Here is a 16707-nt window from a genome sequence, read left to right on the forward strand (position 1 = left end):
TTTGAAAATTCTACTTGTTAACGACGACGGCATTAACGCACCAGGCATCAGATCCTTGCAAGCCGCATTAAGTGCAGCAGGACACGATGTTATTATTGTAGCCCCAGATACCGAACGCAGTGCCGCTTCTCATTCCATTACTCTCAGAAAAGATATACATGCCACAAAGATTGCTCCACAAGAATGGGCAATAAGCGGAACTCCAGTTGATTGTGTGGTAATTGCCTTGCAAAAGATCTTGACGGAAGAAATCGATTTGGTGATCTCGGGAATCAACGCCGGGCAGAATATGGGTGAAGATGTGCTCTACTCTGGCACAGTTTCTGCCGCCGTGGAGGCTGCCATGTTTGGAAAAAGGGCGATGGCACTTTCGATCAATGCCTATAAAGAACAACTATTTGAATCTGCTACCAAGTGGTTTATCAAACTTTTAGAACTTGGTATAGATAGTCTTACTAAACCTTACGAAGTTATCAATATAAATTTCCCTAATATCCCTTTTGAAGAGGTGAAAGGGCTTCGGCTAGCTCGCACTGGACACCGTAAATACTATAATTTCATCTCGATAATTCATGAGGAGGAAGATAATTTTAGCTATCGCATAGGCGGAGACCTTCCTCAGTGGGATTTGGAACCGGGAACCGATTCTGAGGCTATAAACGAAGGTTATATCTCTATTACCCCGCTTGGTTTTGAGCTTAGCAAAGCCGAAGCATTTCCACCTATTTTAAGTTGGATTGAATCTCGGAAACTGCTTGAGGTAAAGGCTTAGATGCGCTTTGAAGATCAGAGACAGAAACTGGTAGAAGCGCTTAAACACAACGGTATCACAGATAAGCGAATCCTCTCGGCATTCTTAAGTATCCCCAGAGAGGATTATGTTTTGCCGGAATACCGAGAATATGCCTATCGCAACAGTCCTTTGCCCATATTGGAAGATCAAACTATCTCGCAACCCCAAATGATAGCAATTATGCTCTGTGAACTGAATCTTCACGAAGATGATATTGTGTTGGAAATTGGTACTGGTAGTGGATATCAAACTGCACTTCTTGCAAAAATCGTAAAAGAAGTGTGTACAGTTGAGCTGCGGGACATCCTCTCATTACGTGCCCAAAAAACTCTTAAACAAGCTGGGTTTAAAAATATCTATTTTAGAATTGGGGATGGTTGGCAAGGCTGGCAACAAGCCTATCCTCCATATAAGGAATTCAATAAAATAGTTGTTTCTGCCGCTGCTTCTGAGATACCCCAAAAAATCTGCGATCAACTTGCGGAAGGAGGAGTAATGATAAGTCCCGTTGGTAAGGGGGTTCCGCAAATGCTCTATATCGTCAAGCGCGAAAAGGGGGAATTGAAATATCGAGAACATCTTCCCTGCGCTTTCGTCCCCTTGGTAAAAAATGCGAGGTAAAGCATGCAACGAATACTCAATTGGATAGGTGCTTGGTTTAAAGGTCGTCAAACCTATTTACAGCTGAAGGAATATTCCATATTTGAGCAACTTGGATCATTTGATTTGTTCTTACTAGATGAATTGATGCATGTAAGAAAGTTTCAACCGGAAGAGGTGATCTTTGAATCTGGATACCCACTGGAAGTAATCTACTTTATCCAATCTGGCGAAATCCTGTTAAAAGGAAACAAAGGGAATAGTTACGACAAGGTACTAAGAAAAGGACAACATCTGGGGATATTTGACATGTTCCACTCTTTACAACGTTGTAGCACAGCAATTGCTCAAAGCCAAGTAGTTGTACTAGGAATCTCTCGCACAGATCTTGATGATTATATAAAATCCCGTCCTCTAGCTGGAATGAAGATTTTAAGAGCTATAATCAAAGAACTAAGTAACATCGTTTTAACTGATAACTCACAAGATAGACAATGAATTGGACAAAGATAGTTTTTAATATCATTTTAGCAATCACTGTAGTAGCGGCTCTAATATTCTATCGTTGGGTATTTAGCTACCTTGTAGCCGCTGTGTTATTTTCCTATATTTTAGACCCTGCGGTTAGCTGGCTCGAGCACAGACATTTCCCGCGCTGGGGAGCAGTTGTAGTGCTTTATTTGAGTGTAATTGGACTAATAGCTTGGTTTACCAGCAGATTCATTCCGGAGCTCACTACTCAGGCGAATAATTTGCTTTCTATATTAGGGCATGACGATACTATGAGTTCCCAATACCTTATGCAAATCCCTTTCGTAAATGGCATCTATGAATATGCAGTTGGGCTCGATGCAAAAATACCGAGTTTATCTCTAGCTCAACGATTCACTGAAGTGCTAGATGGAGCTACAGATTTCTTTGCTCGCTTACCGAAGTTTCTGTTGGATAACTATTCCAGCATAATTGGTGCTATTTCTTTTTTGGGTATGGTTCCACTCATCAGTTTCTTCTTGTTAAAAGATAAGTACAAGATTCGCAAAAGCATACTGAAGCTAAGCTCAAATCGTTATTTCGAATTAGCAATTATACTATTAGGACGAATTGATAAAACTGTGGGAACATATCTGCGGGCAATGCTTTTTGAGGTAATTGCGGTAAGCATCATGGCATCAACAGCTCTAAGCATTGTAGGGGTTAGCAATCCTGTGTTACTGGGTATTTCCGCAGGCGTGGCGAATATTATACCATATTTTGGTCCTTTTTTCGGAGGGGCATTGGCAGTTTTAACCGTCTTTTTTGAAGGAGGACCATTCATTCATATGGTGTATGCTGCCTTAGCGATGTGGATGGTTCAAGTTATCGATAATAATATTGTGTATCCCGTTGTGGTGGGAACAACCATCGAAATGCATCCCTTATTGGTGTTGTTAACCGTTCTAGCGGGAGGATGGTATGGTGGAATACTGTGGATGTTGGTTTCTGTACCGCTTGTGTACTTGATCTACAGTCTGATTAGCGTGTTGTATATAAACTTGAAAGAATATAGAATTATATAAGAGGATGTAATGAGCATACTGGATAAATGTTATAACTACACTGATGCCAAAAAAGCGATGGCAATGGGATACTATCCGTATTTTAGAGAAATCTCTTCTGAACAAGATACTGAAGTAATCTGCAACGGTAAAAAAATGCTAATGATGGGCTCAAATAGCTATTTGGGCCTAACTAACCACCCAAAGGTAAAAGAAGCGGGCATATTAGCTATGAATAAATACGGTAGTGGATGTGCCGGATCTCGGTTCTTGAACGGAACTTTGGACATACACCTCGAATTGGAAGCCGAACTTGCAAAGTTGGTAGGCAAAGAAGCTGCTTTAGCATACCCAACAGGGTATCAAGCCAATGTCGGCTGCATATCAACTATGGTAAACAAAAACGAATATATTGTTACTGATAAATACGATCACGCATCCATTATTGACGGATGTAAGCTTTCCGATGGAACTATGGTGCGTTACAATCATAACGATATGAAATCTTTAGAGCGTTGCCTGCAGAAGCTGGAAGGAGAATCTGCGCTAATTGTGGTAGATGGCATTTTCTCTATGGAGGGCGATATCGCAGACATTCCCGCAATATCGGTATTAGCAAGCAAATACAACGCTCAGTTGATGGTTGATGAAGCACACTCTTTGGGAGTATTGGGAAACAATGGAGCAGGAGCTGCTGCTCATTTTGATCTTACTCCAAAGACAGACCTTATTATGGGAACATTTAGCAAGTCTCTTGCCTCTGTTGGTGGATTCATTGCTGCAGATGAGACTATAATCCATTACCTCAAGCATAAATCGCGAGCTCTTATTTTTAGTGCATCTCTACCTCCTGCTTCTACTGCTAGTGTTTTAGCTGCACTTAAGATTATGAAAGAAGAGCCGGAACGCATTGCTAAGCTTTGGGAAAACACTCATTATATGATGGATGAATTTAAAAGAATGGGATATAATACCGGCACCAGCTGTACTCCAGTTATTCCGCTCCACGTAGGAGACATGATGCGCGCATTTAACATGTGGGCGCGTCTTGGCGAGGAAGGGGTTTTCATCAACCCGGTAATTCCTCCGGCAGTACCACCAAACGGATGTTTGATCCGGTGTTCATTTATGGCAACTCATACCAAAGACCAGTTAGATATGGCCCTAGATAAGTTTCAAATCATTGGCAAAGAATTAGGAATAATCTGAACAGAGTTTTAGCATATTTGGTGAATGCTTTTATACAAAAAAACTCTGCTTGACAAGAAAGACAATAAGTTTTAATTGCCAATTACTTGATTTTAATACCAAAAAAATAGCCATAGATGGAGGAATAATGGCAAGCAAGAGTAGTGCTGATTATTACAGCGACCTCAAAGCTATGTCTCCCATCCGCGCGATTGCGGAGACTCTAATGAACAATCATCTTGTAAGAAAGGTTGACATTCGTGAAGCCTATGAAATGGCGAAGAAGCAACCAGGGGTAACCATAACGGACATCCCCATGTATCCAGAATTTGTAAAACTACACAATCTCCCGGCAGACGCCAAAGTTTTGAATGATTGCCATGGCAACATCCTTGGCAGAACCGCCAAAGCCAGACGCTTTTACCATCGTTTGGATAGCAGCAAGAAGAACAAGCTGGAAGGAGATTTTCGCGAAGCTGTATGGCAGATGCAGCACTATCCGCTACTTAAAGCCGAAGCCGTTCTTGGCATGGATGAAGATCTGATGATAAAAGCTACTTTAATCGCTACCGAAAGCGATGCTGCTAACGTATATAATTGGCTCTTGAACTTTGCCCCATTCGAATCGGTTGCCCAAAAATACGCCACAAGCCCCAAGCTTCCAATTCAGGATATCATTATTATAGCATTTAATGAATGGACATGTGACGATCCTTTTTACAACAATGTTGGCGCTCCCCAGTTAGCGCTTGTGGATGAAAAACACAATGTGATTGTAAACTTGGGTATGCGCTACTTTGGTGAACGCAAGAAAGGAACTTTGACTTTAGCCTGGACTTCTGGTATCCGAATTGGGATGGCTGCCTGTCATGGTGGCATCAAGGAAATTGATTTCGGTACCTGTAAGAATTCCGCTTATCACAAATTCGGCAAACGCTCAATTGCCTTCTACGGACTTTCTGGGACTGGAAAATCCAGTCATACCAACTCGCACGACAATGCCGGAACACTTCCTGAAGGCTTCTCTAAAGTAGTTTTACATGACGACGCTTTCCAGATAGATTTGGAAAACAAGGTATGCCGCGCTTGGGAGCCCACTCTATTTGATAAGACTGACTCTCGCCCCACCGATCATCCAGATTGGAAATATGCTTTAGCATTGATGAATCATGCTGTTTTGAATATTGATGGTAAACGCATACCAGTTGGTCAAGATCTGCGCAATCAAAACGGAAGAGCGCTTTTGGATCGTAGCCTTTTAGGAAACTATGTTAACCGTTGTGCCTTCCCTAAAGCCTTAGTATGGCTTATGAAAGATAGCGTTTTGCCTCCTGTATTGAAGCTGAAAGATAAGCATCTTGCCATTGCTATGGGTGCTGCTCTTATGACTCAGCGTAACCGCGCCGAAAATGTTACCGAAGAAGATCTCAAAAAACTTGTATTCGAGCCTTTCGCCAATCCTTTTAGGGTATATGAACTATACAGAGATGTAGAAGCCTTCATCCACGTTGCCGAAAATGGAGCAGAGTTTTACTGCTTCAATTCACGGGGTTATTGGAAAGAATCTGATAGCGTACTAGAAGCTATTCCTCTAAAAACTTCGCTTACTTTACAAACAGCAATTCTAACTGATCAGATTGAGTGGGAAGAATGGTCTGCATTGCCTACAGCAATGATTCCCACCCGAGAATCTATCGAAAAGATCCTGCCCGGATATTATGATAGATATGATCCAGCAAAACGCGAAAACCTAAGCGAATATAAATCGCTGCTTAAAGACAGATTCCAGCAACGAATAGACTTCTTGAAAGATAGCGACCTTAAAGAAAAGCCCGAAACTCAAGATAAGTTATTGAGTGCACTCAAGTTAAACGTATAAAATAACACCGATAAAGCCCAATAAAGCCTCCATTCCCGGAGGCTTTATTGTGCGCAAATATTCCAAGCATTCCGATGAGTAAGACACTGGAATAATCGGGACATGAGCCAACGCCCCATACTACAAGGATGATGGGTGGGCTTAGCTACGATCAAAAAAAGTCCGCCAAAACCGATATCTCGTGCATAAAAAACTGCTATATATGGTTGTGCAACGGACTCAGCTTAGTTAGTGGAAATAGATCAGACAAGAACAGCTTACCATTCTATATAAGAAAACACTGTTTATTAGATTTCTTTTAGCAACAGTCTCGGAGTGATTTTTGATCATCAAGCATATTTTCTGTAAGCAATTTCGACCAACACCATATTCCTGCCCTTTAGATTAACCTATTCTTAGCCATGATTAAAGTAGATATCATCCAGCAAGTATAGCTTAATCTCGGGAGAATCCTTTGTTATAGATAGCCTGATGTACTATGAGAGAGAAAAGAGGTAAATTTATAAACGGGCAATATTAAATTTGATACTGGAATAGATATTGCTCCAAATAACAGGAAGTGGGTTTATTGCAGATAATGGTGCCCACCACAAAACATAGATATTCAATACTATGAGGACATAAATGACGATATTGATTATTGCGACCTTGATCCTGATTTTATATTGGGTTTTAGAGTATCGCAGACATTGCCGAAATGTTGCGGCAATTCCAATCCGCATACATGTTAACGGCACACGAGGAAAATCGAGCGTAACTCGCTTGATAGCCGCCGGCTTACGTGCTGGTGGCAAGCGGACTATAGCCAAAATTACTGGCACTTTACCACGAGTAGTACTACCGGATGGCAGAGAAGCGGCAATAATTCGATTGCAAGGCGCAAATATAATCGAGCAAAAGTACATTTATCGATATGCAGCTAAAGAAAAACCGGATGCCATAGTAATAGAGTGTATGGCGGTGAACCCTGTATTTCAATGGATTACCGAAAGAAGATTTGTAAAGAGTACTATTTCAGTAATAACCAATTGCCGTCCCGACCATCTTGATCTTATGGGCAACACAGTTCAAAGCGTAAGTATGAGCCTGGCAAATACAATTCCATCGAATGGTCTGTGCTACACATCAGAAACACATCAATATGGCATACTTAAGAAAGTTGCGGAAAATCGAAAAACGAAGATTCACCAGGTAGTCCCAACAGATATTACTGATGAAGAAATGAGTAGATTTCGTTACATAGAACACAAAGACAATGTGCAACTTGCCCTTGCTGTATGTGCCAAAGCAGGTGTTCCTCGCGATGTAGCACTTTCCGGAATGCAAAAAGCTTCTCCGGATCCAGGGGCACTCAAAAAATATATAGTAGAAGATCGAGGTAAAACAATCCACTTTTACAATGTTTTTGCCGCTAACGATCCAGAATCTACAGTATTCATAATCAAGATGGTAACCGGCAATTTGAGTGGAGTGCAAAAAATCATTATTCTAAACTCTCGCTCCGATCGATTGTTCCGTTCGCAGCAGTTGATAGATGCGCTTAGTAGGGTGGAATACGATTATGTGTTACTAACCGGAGAAATCCCCGAAAAAGTAGAAGATTATGCACTTAGTCACGGCATTCCCAAGAACCGCCTATTTGCTATGGGGCAGCCTCTTACAGAAGAGATTTACAAGAAAACATGGGAGCTTACGAATAAAGAAGCTCATGTGTTGGGCATTGGCAATATTGCCGGAGAGATAAAGTACGGAGCACAAATAGTAGCACACTTTAAACATAAAATACCAAAAGCACATAAAGGAGCTGGTCGTGGTTGACACAGTAGTACAAGCCGCAGTTGGACTCGGCGTAATTATTAGTTTGATCTTTTCTGAACTGTTGGGAGCATCTGCCGGAGGTATAGTTGTTCCAGGCTACATTGCTCTACACCTGGATAAACCGATGCAGATTTTAGGAACACTAATTATAAGTCTGCTAACTTGGGGCATCATCCGTTTGGTAAGCAAATTTACTTTACTGTTTGGAAAACGCCGAATGGTATTAAGCATTTTGGTGGGTTTCATTTTGGGATGGGCATCACGGCTTTTGGTTTTCCACGAGTTTACTATTCATCAACTTCAAATGCAATCTATTGGCTATATCATTCCCGGTTTAATAGCCAACTGGTTTGAGCGGCAGGGTTTCTGGAAAACCTTATCTACAATGAGTATTGCAGCAATTTTGGTAAAACTGATACTTATTGTGATTTTTGGCGGGGAGGTTTAGGATGTATCGCAAAATGTACCGTCCCAGCTTAAAATCCGGTTGGTCGTTAATTCTGCTCTTCGTTCTTTCTGTAATCCTGTATTTAGTAGCCAGCAATAATTTTGTTGAGATTCGTACCAGTAATTACGAAGCAAAACTTGAGGCAGTAACGCTTATGCAAAAGTATTTGGATACTTTGCAAGAGGAGATTCTGGCTCGCAACATCGAGATAGACCCAATTAATGATCCTTTCCAAACAGGATTGATAGGATTACGATTGTCTTCCATAACCACAGATAGAGGATTACTTTCTGAAAAACAGGCAGCAATCAATCCAAATATTGCGGCAATATTTGTCGAAGAACTTTCACGCACCAAAGCAAAAGACAAAATAGCCGTTGGTATTACCGGCAGTAATCCAGCAGTAAACTTGGCTTTATATGCGGCAATGACTGTTTTAGATTTAGATCCCCAAATAATCGTATCGCTTTCTTCTGCTTCTTATGGAGCTAATAGAGAGGAATTGACTTGGCTGGATATGGAAGCAATACTCAAGGAAAGGGGATTGTTGAAGTTTGGGGCAAAATATGCTTCTATTGGTGGCAGCGAAGATCGTGGCATTGGGCTTTCAGATTTTGGAATGCAATCTTTACGTGAAGCTATGAGCCGCAACTCTGTGCCCTTACTTCTAGGTGCCAATTTGGAAGAAAATGTTTCCCTGCGCATGAGTGCTTATGATGAACTAATAGATAAGGGGAATCGTTACAAACTATTCGTAAACATCGGTGCTGGTTTGGCAAATGTGGGCAGTGGGCCCAATGCGCGTTTGATACCTGAAGGTTTAAACAGCAAACTTGCCGAACGTAATTTTGAGAAAGAAGGAGTTATGATGAAGATGGCAAAACAGAATATCCCGGTTCTTCATGTACGCCGAATTCTACGCTGGGCACAGAAATATGATCTAAATCTTTCTTCGGAAGCCAAGCCGGTTCCAGGAGAAGGCAGCGTATTTAGCTCCACTATTCATAACGTTACAATAGCCGTGATATGTCTTATAATATTGGTAGCTGCAATTATAGCAGTTATTGTTTTTGATCGTCATGATCGGCGATTTATGAGCAATATTGTCGATCCCGATGACGAATTATAGGAGATTTTAACTTAAATGAAAAAAAGAATAAGCATAATAATAATGATTTGCCTTATGGCATCTGCAGTTTTGGCACAAAACTATCGTACCCGAATTATGGATTTTGAAAACCCTGGAAGCCGTAGAATCCGCCGGATGGAAGGAACAAACCATTGGTATTACCGTAGTCTTCCTGAAAAAACTATGATTTTGAACACCGAAGGAATTAACCGTATTCAAATCCGTAGCTTTAGCATCGAAAAACCACGAAACCCGCAGATCTTTATCATTATAGGTAAGAACCGTATTCCGTTTGATCTCACATTTAACAATTTTGCAGATGGTTACTACTTCTTTGAAGATATCGAATTTGAGATTCCCGAGGATACAGATAGCATTGAAGTTCTTTGCTATAAACGTCATATATATATGCGGGCATACGAGATGGAAGAGATTATTCCCAAAGTGAAGCCGATAAAAATACCTAATCGACAAATAAACGCTCATGCAGGAATGATAGATATTTCTCATAATTCCACTACTAGTGAATACTATACCTTTAATCCTACTCAAGTACTTCGCTTTACGCACAATAATGCACGAGATGGAATAGTATATGTACGAGCTCGATTGACAGATCGCTCATTGCCCAAATTTAGTTTGTGGCACAATGGTCAGAAAGTACAAGAATATGAATTTAGTCTTGCGCGCACAACTAAATACAGCGCTCAGGGAGTAAAATATCTTACTATCGGAAAAAAGATTGATTTACCCAAAAACCCAAATAGCAGCGAGTATGAATTTCGGGCTGAATCAAATCACATGTTTATGGCACGCCCGGTCTTACTCCAAAAATAGGATGGAACATGTATTGCCCCGAAGAAATAAGCAGCGGAGACAAAGTACAAAGGGAAATCTACCCAGATATTCAAGATGAATTGAAGAATCTGGAGGAAAAGAAAATCAGAAATGATAGAAGCTTAACCCGAAAGAAAAACTTCAAGCCCATAATACTTTGCCTCGCCCTGTTCCTGTTTGGTTCTGTTGCCGCGCATGCCCAGTTTGAAGGAGAAATAAGTTTGGGAGCTACATACTCCGATAACTTGTTCCAACTCTCAGATTACGATATCAGTAGGTGGGATAACAATAGTTCAGCCCTAGATTGGGCTGACTCAACTGATGATCTGAATATATTCAGTCGCATAGATCTGGCATACCCCATTCCCTACCGTTGGTGGACTTTTACGCCTTCAATTACTGGAAGATTGAGCCAAAACATTAGTAACAAAGAAAAATATCGAACCGATACTCTAATAAGATTTAGGGCAGATCGATATTATTGGAGTGCAAGTGTGTTATATGGCTACTATCCCTACATTTACTATCGTCATTACAACGATGGCGATGGTACCGATCAAGCGGAAAAATATTCCTACAATCGTAACTATTACCGAGCAGATTTGATTGTGCGTCCCATCAAAAACCTCACTGCATTCAGCAATATACGTTATGAAGACCTTTATTACAACCAATATTTTACTGAGGCAGACGGTAATCGTGTGAGTACGGAAACGGGGCTTCGATACAGATTCCCCGCCTTTACAGTACAGGGCTCTTATACTTACAGAAGCTACGATAATACCAACTTTGCCAAACTGAATGAAGATGATGGCAGTTATGATAGCAACATCTATAGAGGTGTGCTGCGGATGAAATCTATGCCACTGAGCGGTGACAGCATACAAAAACAAAGCTGGCAACCCTATCTGGAACTCAGCCTGGAAGACCGCTTTTATCAAGGTAATAGCGAATGGTACGGTGGTAGAGAATACAGATTTTACAATACTATAGCCGGCTTGGATTTTAAACTTCATCCAGATTGGAAATTATCTCTTGACTACTTGCATATATTCAGAAATGTAGAGTCTCCGAATGAGAGTGTGCTAAGGCTTAAAGAGTTTAGCGAAAACCGCTTCTCTGCTTCAGTAAGCTATAAATTCTAAATCTTGGAGGTATTACATGGAGTTTCACCAAGAGAATGATCGCAAAAAAATACGTGAGTTCCTTAATTTGGTTGAGAATCACAAAGTAGAACTGCGTCACTATAAAAAGCCGGTATTGGTTTGGACAACTTTTGATGGAGTATGCCATTACGCATTTTGGGAAGATGAAACATTAAGCAAATTCGGTTTTGCCAATGTAGACGGATGGGATTACGAAGAAGACCTTCTTTTTTGCCCGGATTGGATTGCAGGAAACGAAGACGATGAAGATTTTGATGATGACGAAGATGGCGAGGAATTTGAGACATTTTGTGAACTAATTAAAAAATGAAAATATCGGTAATTGGCGGTGGCGGATGGGGCTTGGCCTTAGCCAAATTGCTTACAGAAAACAAGCATGAAGTATTGGTTTGGGAATATAATGCCAGTTATTTATCCTCACTCAAAGAAACAAATAGCAATCCAACCCTGTTGAAGGATATAACCTTACCACTCTCCATTAAATACACAGATTCATTTTCCACTATAGCTAACTTTGAAAGCACGATCATTCTACTGGCTACCCCATCACAGTTTATTCGTAAAACGCTTCGATCCATACCCAATGAAGTAGCTCAAAAGATTTGGCAAAATCAAAACTTGATCGCTCTTGTAAATGTTGCAAAAGGCATTGAAGAACAGAGCCTTAAGACAATTGATCAAATCCTCTATGATGAATTACCTCATGAAATGCACCACAAAATTTGCGCTTTGTCGGGACCAAGTCATGCAGAAGAAGTTGCTCGAGGTATTCCTACTACAGTAGTTATTGCCGGTCAGAATGAAGAATTATTAATGCAATTGCAAGAAGTGTTTTCAAATTCATATTTTCGTGTTTACCGCAGCTTGGATATAATTGGAGTAGAAATTGGTGGCGCGGTAAAAAATATCATCGCTATTGCCGCGGGCATAGTAAGTGGGTTGGGGTACGGCGACAATACACTTGGAGCTCTGCTAACCCGCGGAATTGTGGAAATAGGCAGATTGGGCAAAGCTATGCATGCCCAAACCGAAACATTCTTAGGGCTTTCTGGCATTGGTGATCTTATTACTACAGCGATCAGCTTGAACAGTCGCAACCGTTATGTGGGATACGAAATTGGCAAAGGAAAAAGCCTCCAGGAGATTCAGGATTCGATGGCAATGGTAGCTGAGGGTATTGCTAGCACAAGAGCTGTTTATCTATTGGCTGCTAAGCTGGGAGTAGAAATGCCTATTGTATGCCAAGTATATGAAATTTTGTATGAGCACAAAGATCCGTTCACTGCAATGCGAGATTTAATGTCGCGAGATCTCAAAGCGGAGTTTAAGCAATAAGATACTTGCTCTTGTATTCCCTCTAACATACTTATATATCAAACGCTTACGAATGATCATCTTTACAATATATAAAGCGCTATCTGTGAAAGCGGTTTTATCGCCTCTCTAAAAGCATCCAGCGGCCTTGGTAAAGAAGATCATAAGATAAGTTTGGATATGTAAGAATTGACGAAACGAATGCTTGACAAATATCAAGGGATGAAATACAAAGAACTGAAATATAAAGGTGAGTAATTATGCCCGTTTACGAGATACAAGTGCTAGGTCGGGTGCAAGGAGTAGGCTTTCGTTATCATGCGAGAGAATGCGCTTTACAGCTTGGCATTAGTGGCTATGTAAAGAATCTGGCAGACCGCTCGGTTTACATAGTTGCTGAAACACAGGAATCTCTTATAGACGGTTATTGTGAGATGCTTCGAAGGGGAAATGGATTCTCTGTGGTGAGGCAAATCAATATAGAAAAAATGGATTCAGAATATAAGTATCATGGTTTTGAAATTAGATAGATTCATCTGCATTGTGCTTTTCTTATTGTTGTTGCCGGCAATAATGAGTGCTCAAGTGCAGAATCACATAGTTAAGCGCGGAGACACTCTCTACGGTATTGGTAAAAAATACGGTGTCTCTGTACAGGAAATTATGGACCTCAACAATTTAACAAGTACCAATCTATCTATTGGGCAGGTAATAAAGATAACGGCACAACCCTCTGATGACCAATCAAATGCAAATAGCACATCTACTAATCCAAACCTTGAAAATACTGATGATAACAGTTCTCAAACACCCTCATCGCCAGCAATTGAACCCCGTCAAATCCAGCGTTCATCGCTTCCAGCGGATTATTTCTACATTATTCAGCGCGGGGACAATCTATTTAGGATTGCAAAGAATCATAATGTGCCTCTAGCAGACCTATTGAAATGGAACAACTTTGAAAACGCTGATGTTTCGATTTATCCCGGTCAACGTGTAATAATTAAGAATCCCTATCAAGCTCCTCCACAAGAAAATGCGACTGCACACCCACAAGCTGCCAATTCTAACATTGAACTCCCCACAATCAGCACTGCCCAACCAGATACAGTTGTTATAGAAAAAGTCTATATTGTTCAGCCCAAAGATACACTATACAGAATAGCCAGAGAAAACAATGTGTCAGTTGAAGAGATTAAACGTATTAATGCTTTAACATCAAATGACATTAGAGTAGGTCAGAGAATATACTTAGCCGGAAGCCCGCGTCCATCTGGCAGCCCCACTGTATCTTCAATAATCAACGAAGAAGAACTTATAAAAAGAGACAAAATACGCGATGACTTGGTCATGCCTGTAGAAGGCAAAATTATATCTGAATATGGTTTACGCAACGGCAGACCACACAAAGGAATAGATTTGGGAGCAAAAAACGGAACTCCCATTTTTGCAGTTTTGGATGGAACTGTGGTCTACTCTGGGGTGCAGGGAGCCTATGGAAATGTAGTAGTTTTAGAGCATCCAGATTTTGTTATGACTGTATATGCACACAACGAGAAGAATCTTGTTGCAGTGGGCGCAAAAGTTAAAAAAGGTGAACAAATAGCTATGGTAGGGGCTACAGGTAATGCTTCTGGAGCACATCTACACTTTGAGTATCGCATCAAGGGAAAAGCGATAAACCCCCGCAAGGTTTTGCCCATAGATTGATGGCAAAAGGTATATTAGAAAAATGAGAAGAGAAAGTGTATTTGCCGATAAAGCATTACAGAGTTACCTGAATGAGATTTCTAAATTCAAAACCCTTAGTCGTGAAGAAGAGCATGACTTGGGAATTAAAGCTAGAAATGGAGATGCGGACGCCATGAATCGTCTTATTCAGGCAAACCTGAAGTTTGTAGTTAAGATAGCCGCAAGATATCAAAACAGAGGATTATCGCTTTCTGAGCTGATTAGCGAAGGTAATATCGGACTAATAAAAGCAATAGAGAAATTTGATCCTGATAAGGATATTAAACTGATCTCTTATGCAATCTGGTGGATCAAACAGCGAATCATGTTAGCTGTATCCGAAAAATCATCGCTAATTCGAGTCCCTTTGGGTAAATCAAGCACAGCACATCGTATAAAGGCTACCCAAGAACGTCTTTTTTCCGAAACTGGAGAAACAGCAAGTACGGAAGAAATTGCCGATAGACTGAACATCACAGAGAAATCCGTAGATTTATTAAAAGCTCAGATGCCTGAAACATCATCTTATGATGATGTGCTGCAAACAAACGATTTTCAAAGTTATACAACTCGCGATTTACTAGAAGATAAAGACAGCTTGGATCCTCAACAGTTATATCAACAAAAACGACTTAATAAGCGTATCCACAAAGCAATAGATAAGCTAGAGCATCGCGAAGCAGAGATCATTCGTACTTACTTTGGCTTAAATGATAGACATGAAACCAAAAACTTTGCTCAAATTGCCGAAGTCATGGGTCTCTCCAGAGAGCGCGTGCGTCAAATCCAAAAAGAAGCACTTAAGAAAATTTTGGTAGAACTCAAACCCGGAGAAGACAGCTTTGTGGATAAGTTCTTAGAGCGCTACGAATACTAAACAAAGGAGCTTTTGCAATGATAAAAGACTTTAATGAACTACTACAGAAAGTTAAGAATGCAAAACGTGGCACTGTTGTAATAGCCGCAGCTCAAACAGAAAGCGTGCTGGATGCTGCCATCTTGGCGAAAAACGAATCTCTTGCAGAAAGCATCCTTGTGGGTGATGCTATAGTAATACGAGAATTATTACAAAAAATGGCACCTGAGCATTTACAAAGCTTTGAGATAATTGATACCGGCAAAGACCTTGTGCTAGCGGCAAAAACGGCTGTGGCTTTGGCTCGCGAGAATAAGGCGGATATTATTCTGAAAGGTAAAACAGAAACTTCTACTCTCCTGCGAGCAGTATTAGATAAAGAAATGGGATTGCGAATCAGTGAAGTTATCTCGGACGTTTTGGCTTATGAGCACCCAGATGGAATCAAACTTATGAGTGACGGTGGCATAAATATCTTGCCGGAAATAAGCGAGAAGGTTGCAATAATTAAAAACGCTGTGCAGGTAGCTCACTACTTGGAGAACCCCAACCCAAAAGTAGCTATACTATCGGCAGTAGAGGTTGTTAACCCAAAGATGCCAGCCACTATCGATGCAGCCTTGATAGCAAAGATGAATGAACGCAAGCAAATTCCTGGATGCATTATAGAAGGTCCATTAGCATTTGACAACGCGGTAGATAAAACAGCTGCCCTGCTTAAAGGAATAAGCAGTCCCGTTGGAGGAAATGCAGATATTATGATTGTGCCGAACATTGAGGCTGGAAACATCTACGGTAAAATGCTAACTTACTATTGCAAATACAGAGTTGCTCACGTAGTTATGGGAACCAAAGCTCCAATTCTGATTCCTTCACGTGCAGACGATGGAGAAACAAAGATGCTATGCATGGCTTTGGGTTTGGCATCCATGCTCTAAAGATGAATATCAAAATCATACAGCTGGGTAAAGATAAAGACAACTGGCTGAAAGAAGCTATCGCCGAATACACTAAAAGATTGCAACCTTTTTGCAAGCTAGAAATCTACCAACTGCAAGATGTAAGCATCAAAGATACCGGAAACGTAAATGCAGTAATTGAACAAGAAGCTCAATTGGTGCTTGCCAAAATCAAACCCACAGATTTCATGATATTGTTAGATGAAAAAGGAACAGAAAAGACTTCTCTTGAGTTTGCTGAGTTTCTAACTAGTATATCATATATAAAGCATATCGTGTTTGTTATTGGTGGAGTATATGGCAGCAGTGTTCTGCTCAAGAAATCTGCCAAGCTGTGTCTTAGTTTGTCGCGCCTTACTTTTACTCATCGTATGTCGCGACTAATCCTAATTGAGCAGATATATCGAGCCATGATGATTTCACATGGCAGACGATATCACATCGAGTAAATAAG

General features: G+C 40.7%; 18 protein-coding genes. All 18 read left to right on the forward strand.

The window, feature by feature from the left end; genetic code table 11:
* Position 1: 1 nt before the first annotated feature.
* Positions 2 to 772: a 5'/3'-nucleotidase SurE gene (surE, locus tag LHW48_03505; protein ID MCB5259524.1), complete on the forward strand. Its 771-nt coding sequence runs from the start codon at positions 2 to 4 to the stop codon at positions 770 to 772.
* Positions 773 to 1414 carry a protein-L-isoaspartate(D-aspartate) O-methyltransferase gene (locus tag LHW48_03510; GenBank protein MCB5259525.1) on the forward strand — a complete coding sequence of 214 codons (642 nt, stop codon included), beginning with the start codon at positions 773 to 775 and terminating at the stop codon, positions 1412 to 1414. It begins immediately after the preceding gene.
* A gap of 3 nt (positions 1415 to 1417) precedes the next feature.
* Positions 1418 to 1891 carry a cyclic nucleotide-binding domain-containing protein gene (locus LHW48_03515; protein ID MCB5259526.1) on the forward strand — a complete coding sequence of 158 codons (474 nt, stop codon included), beginning with the start codon at positions 1418 to 1420 and terminating at the stop codon, positions 1889 to 1891.
* Complete coding sequence (locus tag LHW48_03520) at positions 1888 to 2949, forward strand: AI-2E family transporter (GenBank protein ID MCB5259527.1); 1062 nt, start codon at positions 1888 to 1890, stop codon at positions 2947 to 2949. The genes LHW48_03515 and LHW48_03520 overlap by 4 nt, the downstream gene beginning before the upstream one ends.
* A 9-nt stretch (positions 2950 to 2958) precedes the next feature.
* A complete protein-coding gene (locus tag LHW48_03525) occupies positions 2959 to 4137 on the forward strand; it encodes a pyridoxal phosphate-dependent aminotransferase family protein (protein ID MCB5259528.1) in 1179 nt (392 codons plus the stop codon).
* 127 nt (positions 4138 to 4264) lie between these two features.
* On the forward strand, positions 4265 to 5995 hold the full coding sequence (locus LHW48_03530) for a phosphoenolpyruvate carboxykinase (ATP) (GenBank protein ID MCB5259529.1): 1731 nt from the start codon (positions 4265 to 4267) through the stop codon (positions 5993 to 5995).
* A gap of 624 nt (positions 5996 to 6619) precedes the next feature.
* Positions 6620 to 7813, forward strand: coding sequence for a poly-gamma-glutamate synthase PgsB (gene pgsB, locus LHW48_03535; protein ID MCB5259530.1), 1194 nt, complete (start codon positions 6620 to 6622; stop codon positions 7811 to 7813).
* A complete protein-coding gene (gene pgsC, locus LHW48_03540) occupies positions 7806 to 8261 on the forward strand; it encodes a poly-gamma-glutamate biosynthesis protein PgsC (GenBank protein MCB5259531.1) in 456 nt (151 codons plus the stop codon). Before pgsB ends, pgsC begins: the two co-directional genes overlap by 8 nt.
* A gap of 1 nt (position 8262) precedes the next feature.
* Positions 8263 to 9390: a poly-gamma-glutamate system protein gene (gene pgsW / locus LHW48_03545; protein MCB5259532.1), complete on the forward strand. Its 1128-nt coding sequence runs from the start codon at positions 8263 to 8265 to the stop codon at positions 9388 to 9390.
* Positions 9391 to 9405: 15 nt separating this feature from the next.
* Entirely contained in the window at positions 9406 to 10227 is an 822-nt protein-coding gene (locus tag LHW48_03550; protein MCB5259533.1) for a hypothetical protein, read from the forward strand.
* A gap of 8 nt (positions 10228 to 10235) precedes the next feature.
* The gene (locus LHW48_03555) at positions 10236 to 11372 is read left to right on the forward strand and encodes a porin family protein (GenBank protein MCB5259534.1); all 1137 of its coding nucleotides are present in this window, start codon (positions 10236 to 10238) and stop codon (positions 11370 to 11372) included.
* A gap of 16 nt (positions 11373 to 11388) precedes the next feature.
* Positions 11389 to 11703 carry a hypothetical protein gene (locus LHW48_03560; protein MCB5259535.1) on the forward strand — a complete coding sequence of 105 codons (315 nt, stop codon included), beginning with the start codon at positions 11389 to 11391 and terminating at the stop codon, positions 11701 to 11703.
* Complete coding sequence (locus LHW48_03565) at positions 11700 to 12728, forward strand: NAD(P)-dependent glycerol-3-phosphate dehydrogenase (protein MCB5259536.1); 1029 nt, start codon at positions 11700 to 11702, stop codon at positions 12726 to 12728. Before LHW48_03560 ends, LHW48_03565 begins: the two co-directional genes overlap by 4 nt.
* A gap of 239 nt (positions 12729 to 12967) precedes the next feature.
* Positions 12968 to 13237, forward strand: a complete 270-nt coding sequence (locus LHW48_03570) for an acylphosphatase (GenBank protein MCB5259537.1) — start codon at positions 12968 to 12970, stop codon at positions 13235 to 13237.
* A 55-nt stretch (positions 13238 to 13292) separates the two neighbouring features.
* Entirely contained in the window at positions 13293 to 14417 is a 1125-nt protein-coding gene (locus LHW48_03575; GenBank protein MCB5259538.1) for a LysM peptidoglycan-binding domain-containing protein, read from the forward strand.
* 22 nt (positions 14418 to 14439) lie between these two features.
* Positions 14440 to 15315 carry an RNA polymerase sigma factor RpoD/SigA gene (locus LHW48_03580; GenBank protein MCB5259539.1) on the forward strand — a complete coding sequence of 292 codons (876 nt, stop codon included), beginning with the start codon at positions 14440 to 14442 and terminating at the stop codon, positions 15313 to 15315.
* A 17-nt stretch (positions 15316 to 15332) separates the two neighbouring features.
* Positions 15333 to 16232: a phosphate acetyltransferase gene (locus tag LHW48_03585; GenBank protein MCB5259540.1), complete on the forward strand. Its 900-nt coding sequence runs from the start codon at positions 15333 to 15335 to the stop codon at positions 16230 to 16232.
* Positions 16233 to 16234: 2 nt separating this feature from the next.
* A complete protein-coding gene (locus LHW48_03590; protein ID MCB5259541.1) occupies positions 16235 to 16702 on the forward strand; it encodes a 23S rRNA (pseudouridine(1915)-N(3))-methyltransferase RlmH in 468 nt (155 codons plus the stop codon).
* Positions 16703 to 16707: the final 5 nt, after the last annotated feature.

The sequence above is a fragment of the Candidatus Cloacimonadota bacterium genome (assembly GCA_020532355.1).
GTDB lineage: Bacteria > Cloacimonadota > Cloacimonadia > Cloacimonadales > Cloacimonadaceae > UBA5456.

Excerpts from the sequence above, each read along its gene's own strand:
- LHW48_03510 (MCB5259525.1), top strand. The coding sequence starts at position 773 with ATGCGCTTTGAAGATCAGAGACAGAAACTGGTAGAAGCGCTTAAACAC.
- LHW48_03570 (MCB5259537.1), top strand. The coding sequence starts at position 12,968 with ATGCCCGTTTACGAGATACAAGTGCTAGGTCGGGTGCAAGGAGTAGGC.
- LHW48_03555 (MCB5259534.1), top strand. The coding sequence starts at position 10,236 with ATGTATTGCCCCGAAGAAATAAGCAGCGGAGACAAAGTACAAAGGGAA.
- pgsB (MCB5259530.1), top strand. The coding sequence starts at position 6,620 with ATGACGATATTGATTATTGCGACCTTGATCCTGATTTTATATTGGGTT.
- LHW48_03560 (MCB5259535.1), top strand. The coding sequence starts at position 11,389 with ATGGAGTTTCACCAAGAGAATGATCGCAAAAAAATACGTGAGTTCCTT.
- LHW48_03530 (MCB5259529.1), top strand. The coding sequence starts at position 4,265 with ATGGCAAGCAAGAGTAGTGCTGATTATTACAGCGACCTCAAAGCTATG.
- LHW48_03590 (MCB5259541.1), top strand. The coding sequence starts at position 16,235 with ATGAATATCAAAATCATACAGCTGGGTAAAGATAAAGACAACTGGCTG.
- LHW48_03520 (MCB5259527.1), top strand. The coding sequence starts at position 1,888 with ATGAATTGGACAAAGATAGTTTTTAATATCATTTTAGCAATCACTGTA.
- LHW48_03515 (MCB5259526.1), top strand. The coding sequence starts at position 1,418 with ATGCAACGAATACTCAATTGGATAGGTGCTTGGTTTAAAGGTCGTCAA.
- pgsW (MCB5259532.1), top strand. The coding sequence starts at position 8,263 with ATGTATCGCAAAATGTACCGTCCCAGCTTAAAATCCGGTTGGTCGTTA.
- LHW48_03565 (MCB5259536.1), top strand. The coding sequence starts at position 11,700 with ATGAAAATATCGGTAATTGGCGGTGGCGGATGGGGCTTGGCCTTAGCC.
- LHW48_03585 (MCB5259540.1), top strand. The coding sequence starts at position 15,333 with ATGATAAAAGACTTTAATGAACTACTACAGAAAGTTAAGAATGCAAAA.
- LHW48_03525 (MCB5259528.1), top strand. The coding sequence starts at position 2,959 with ATGAGCATACTGGATAAATGTTATAACTACACTGATGCCAAAAAAGCG.
- LHW48_03550 (MCB5259533.1), top strand. The coding sequence starts at position 9,406 with ATGAAAAAAAGAATAAGCATAATAATAATGATTTGCCTTATGGCATCT.
- LHW48_03580 (MCB5259539.1), top strand. The coding sequence starts at position 14,440 with ATGAGAAGAGAAAGTGTATTTGCCGATAAAGCATTACAGAGTTACCTG.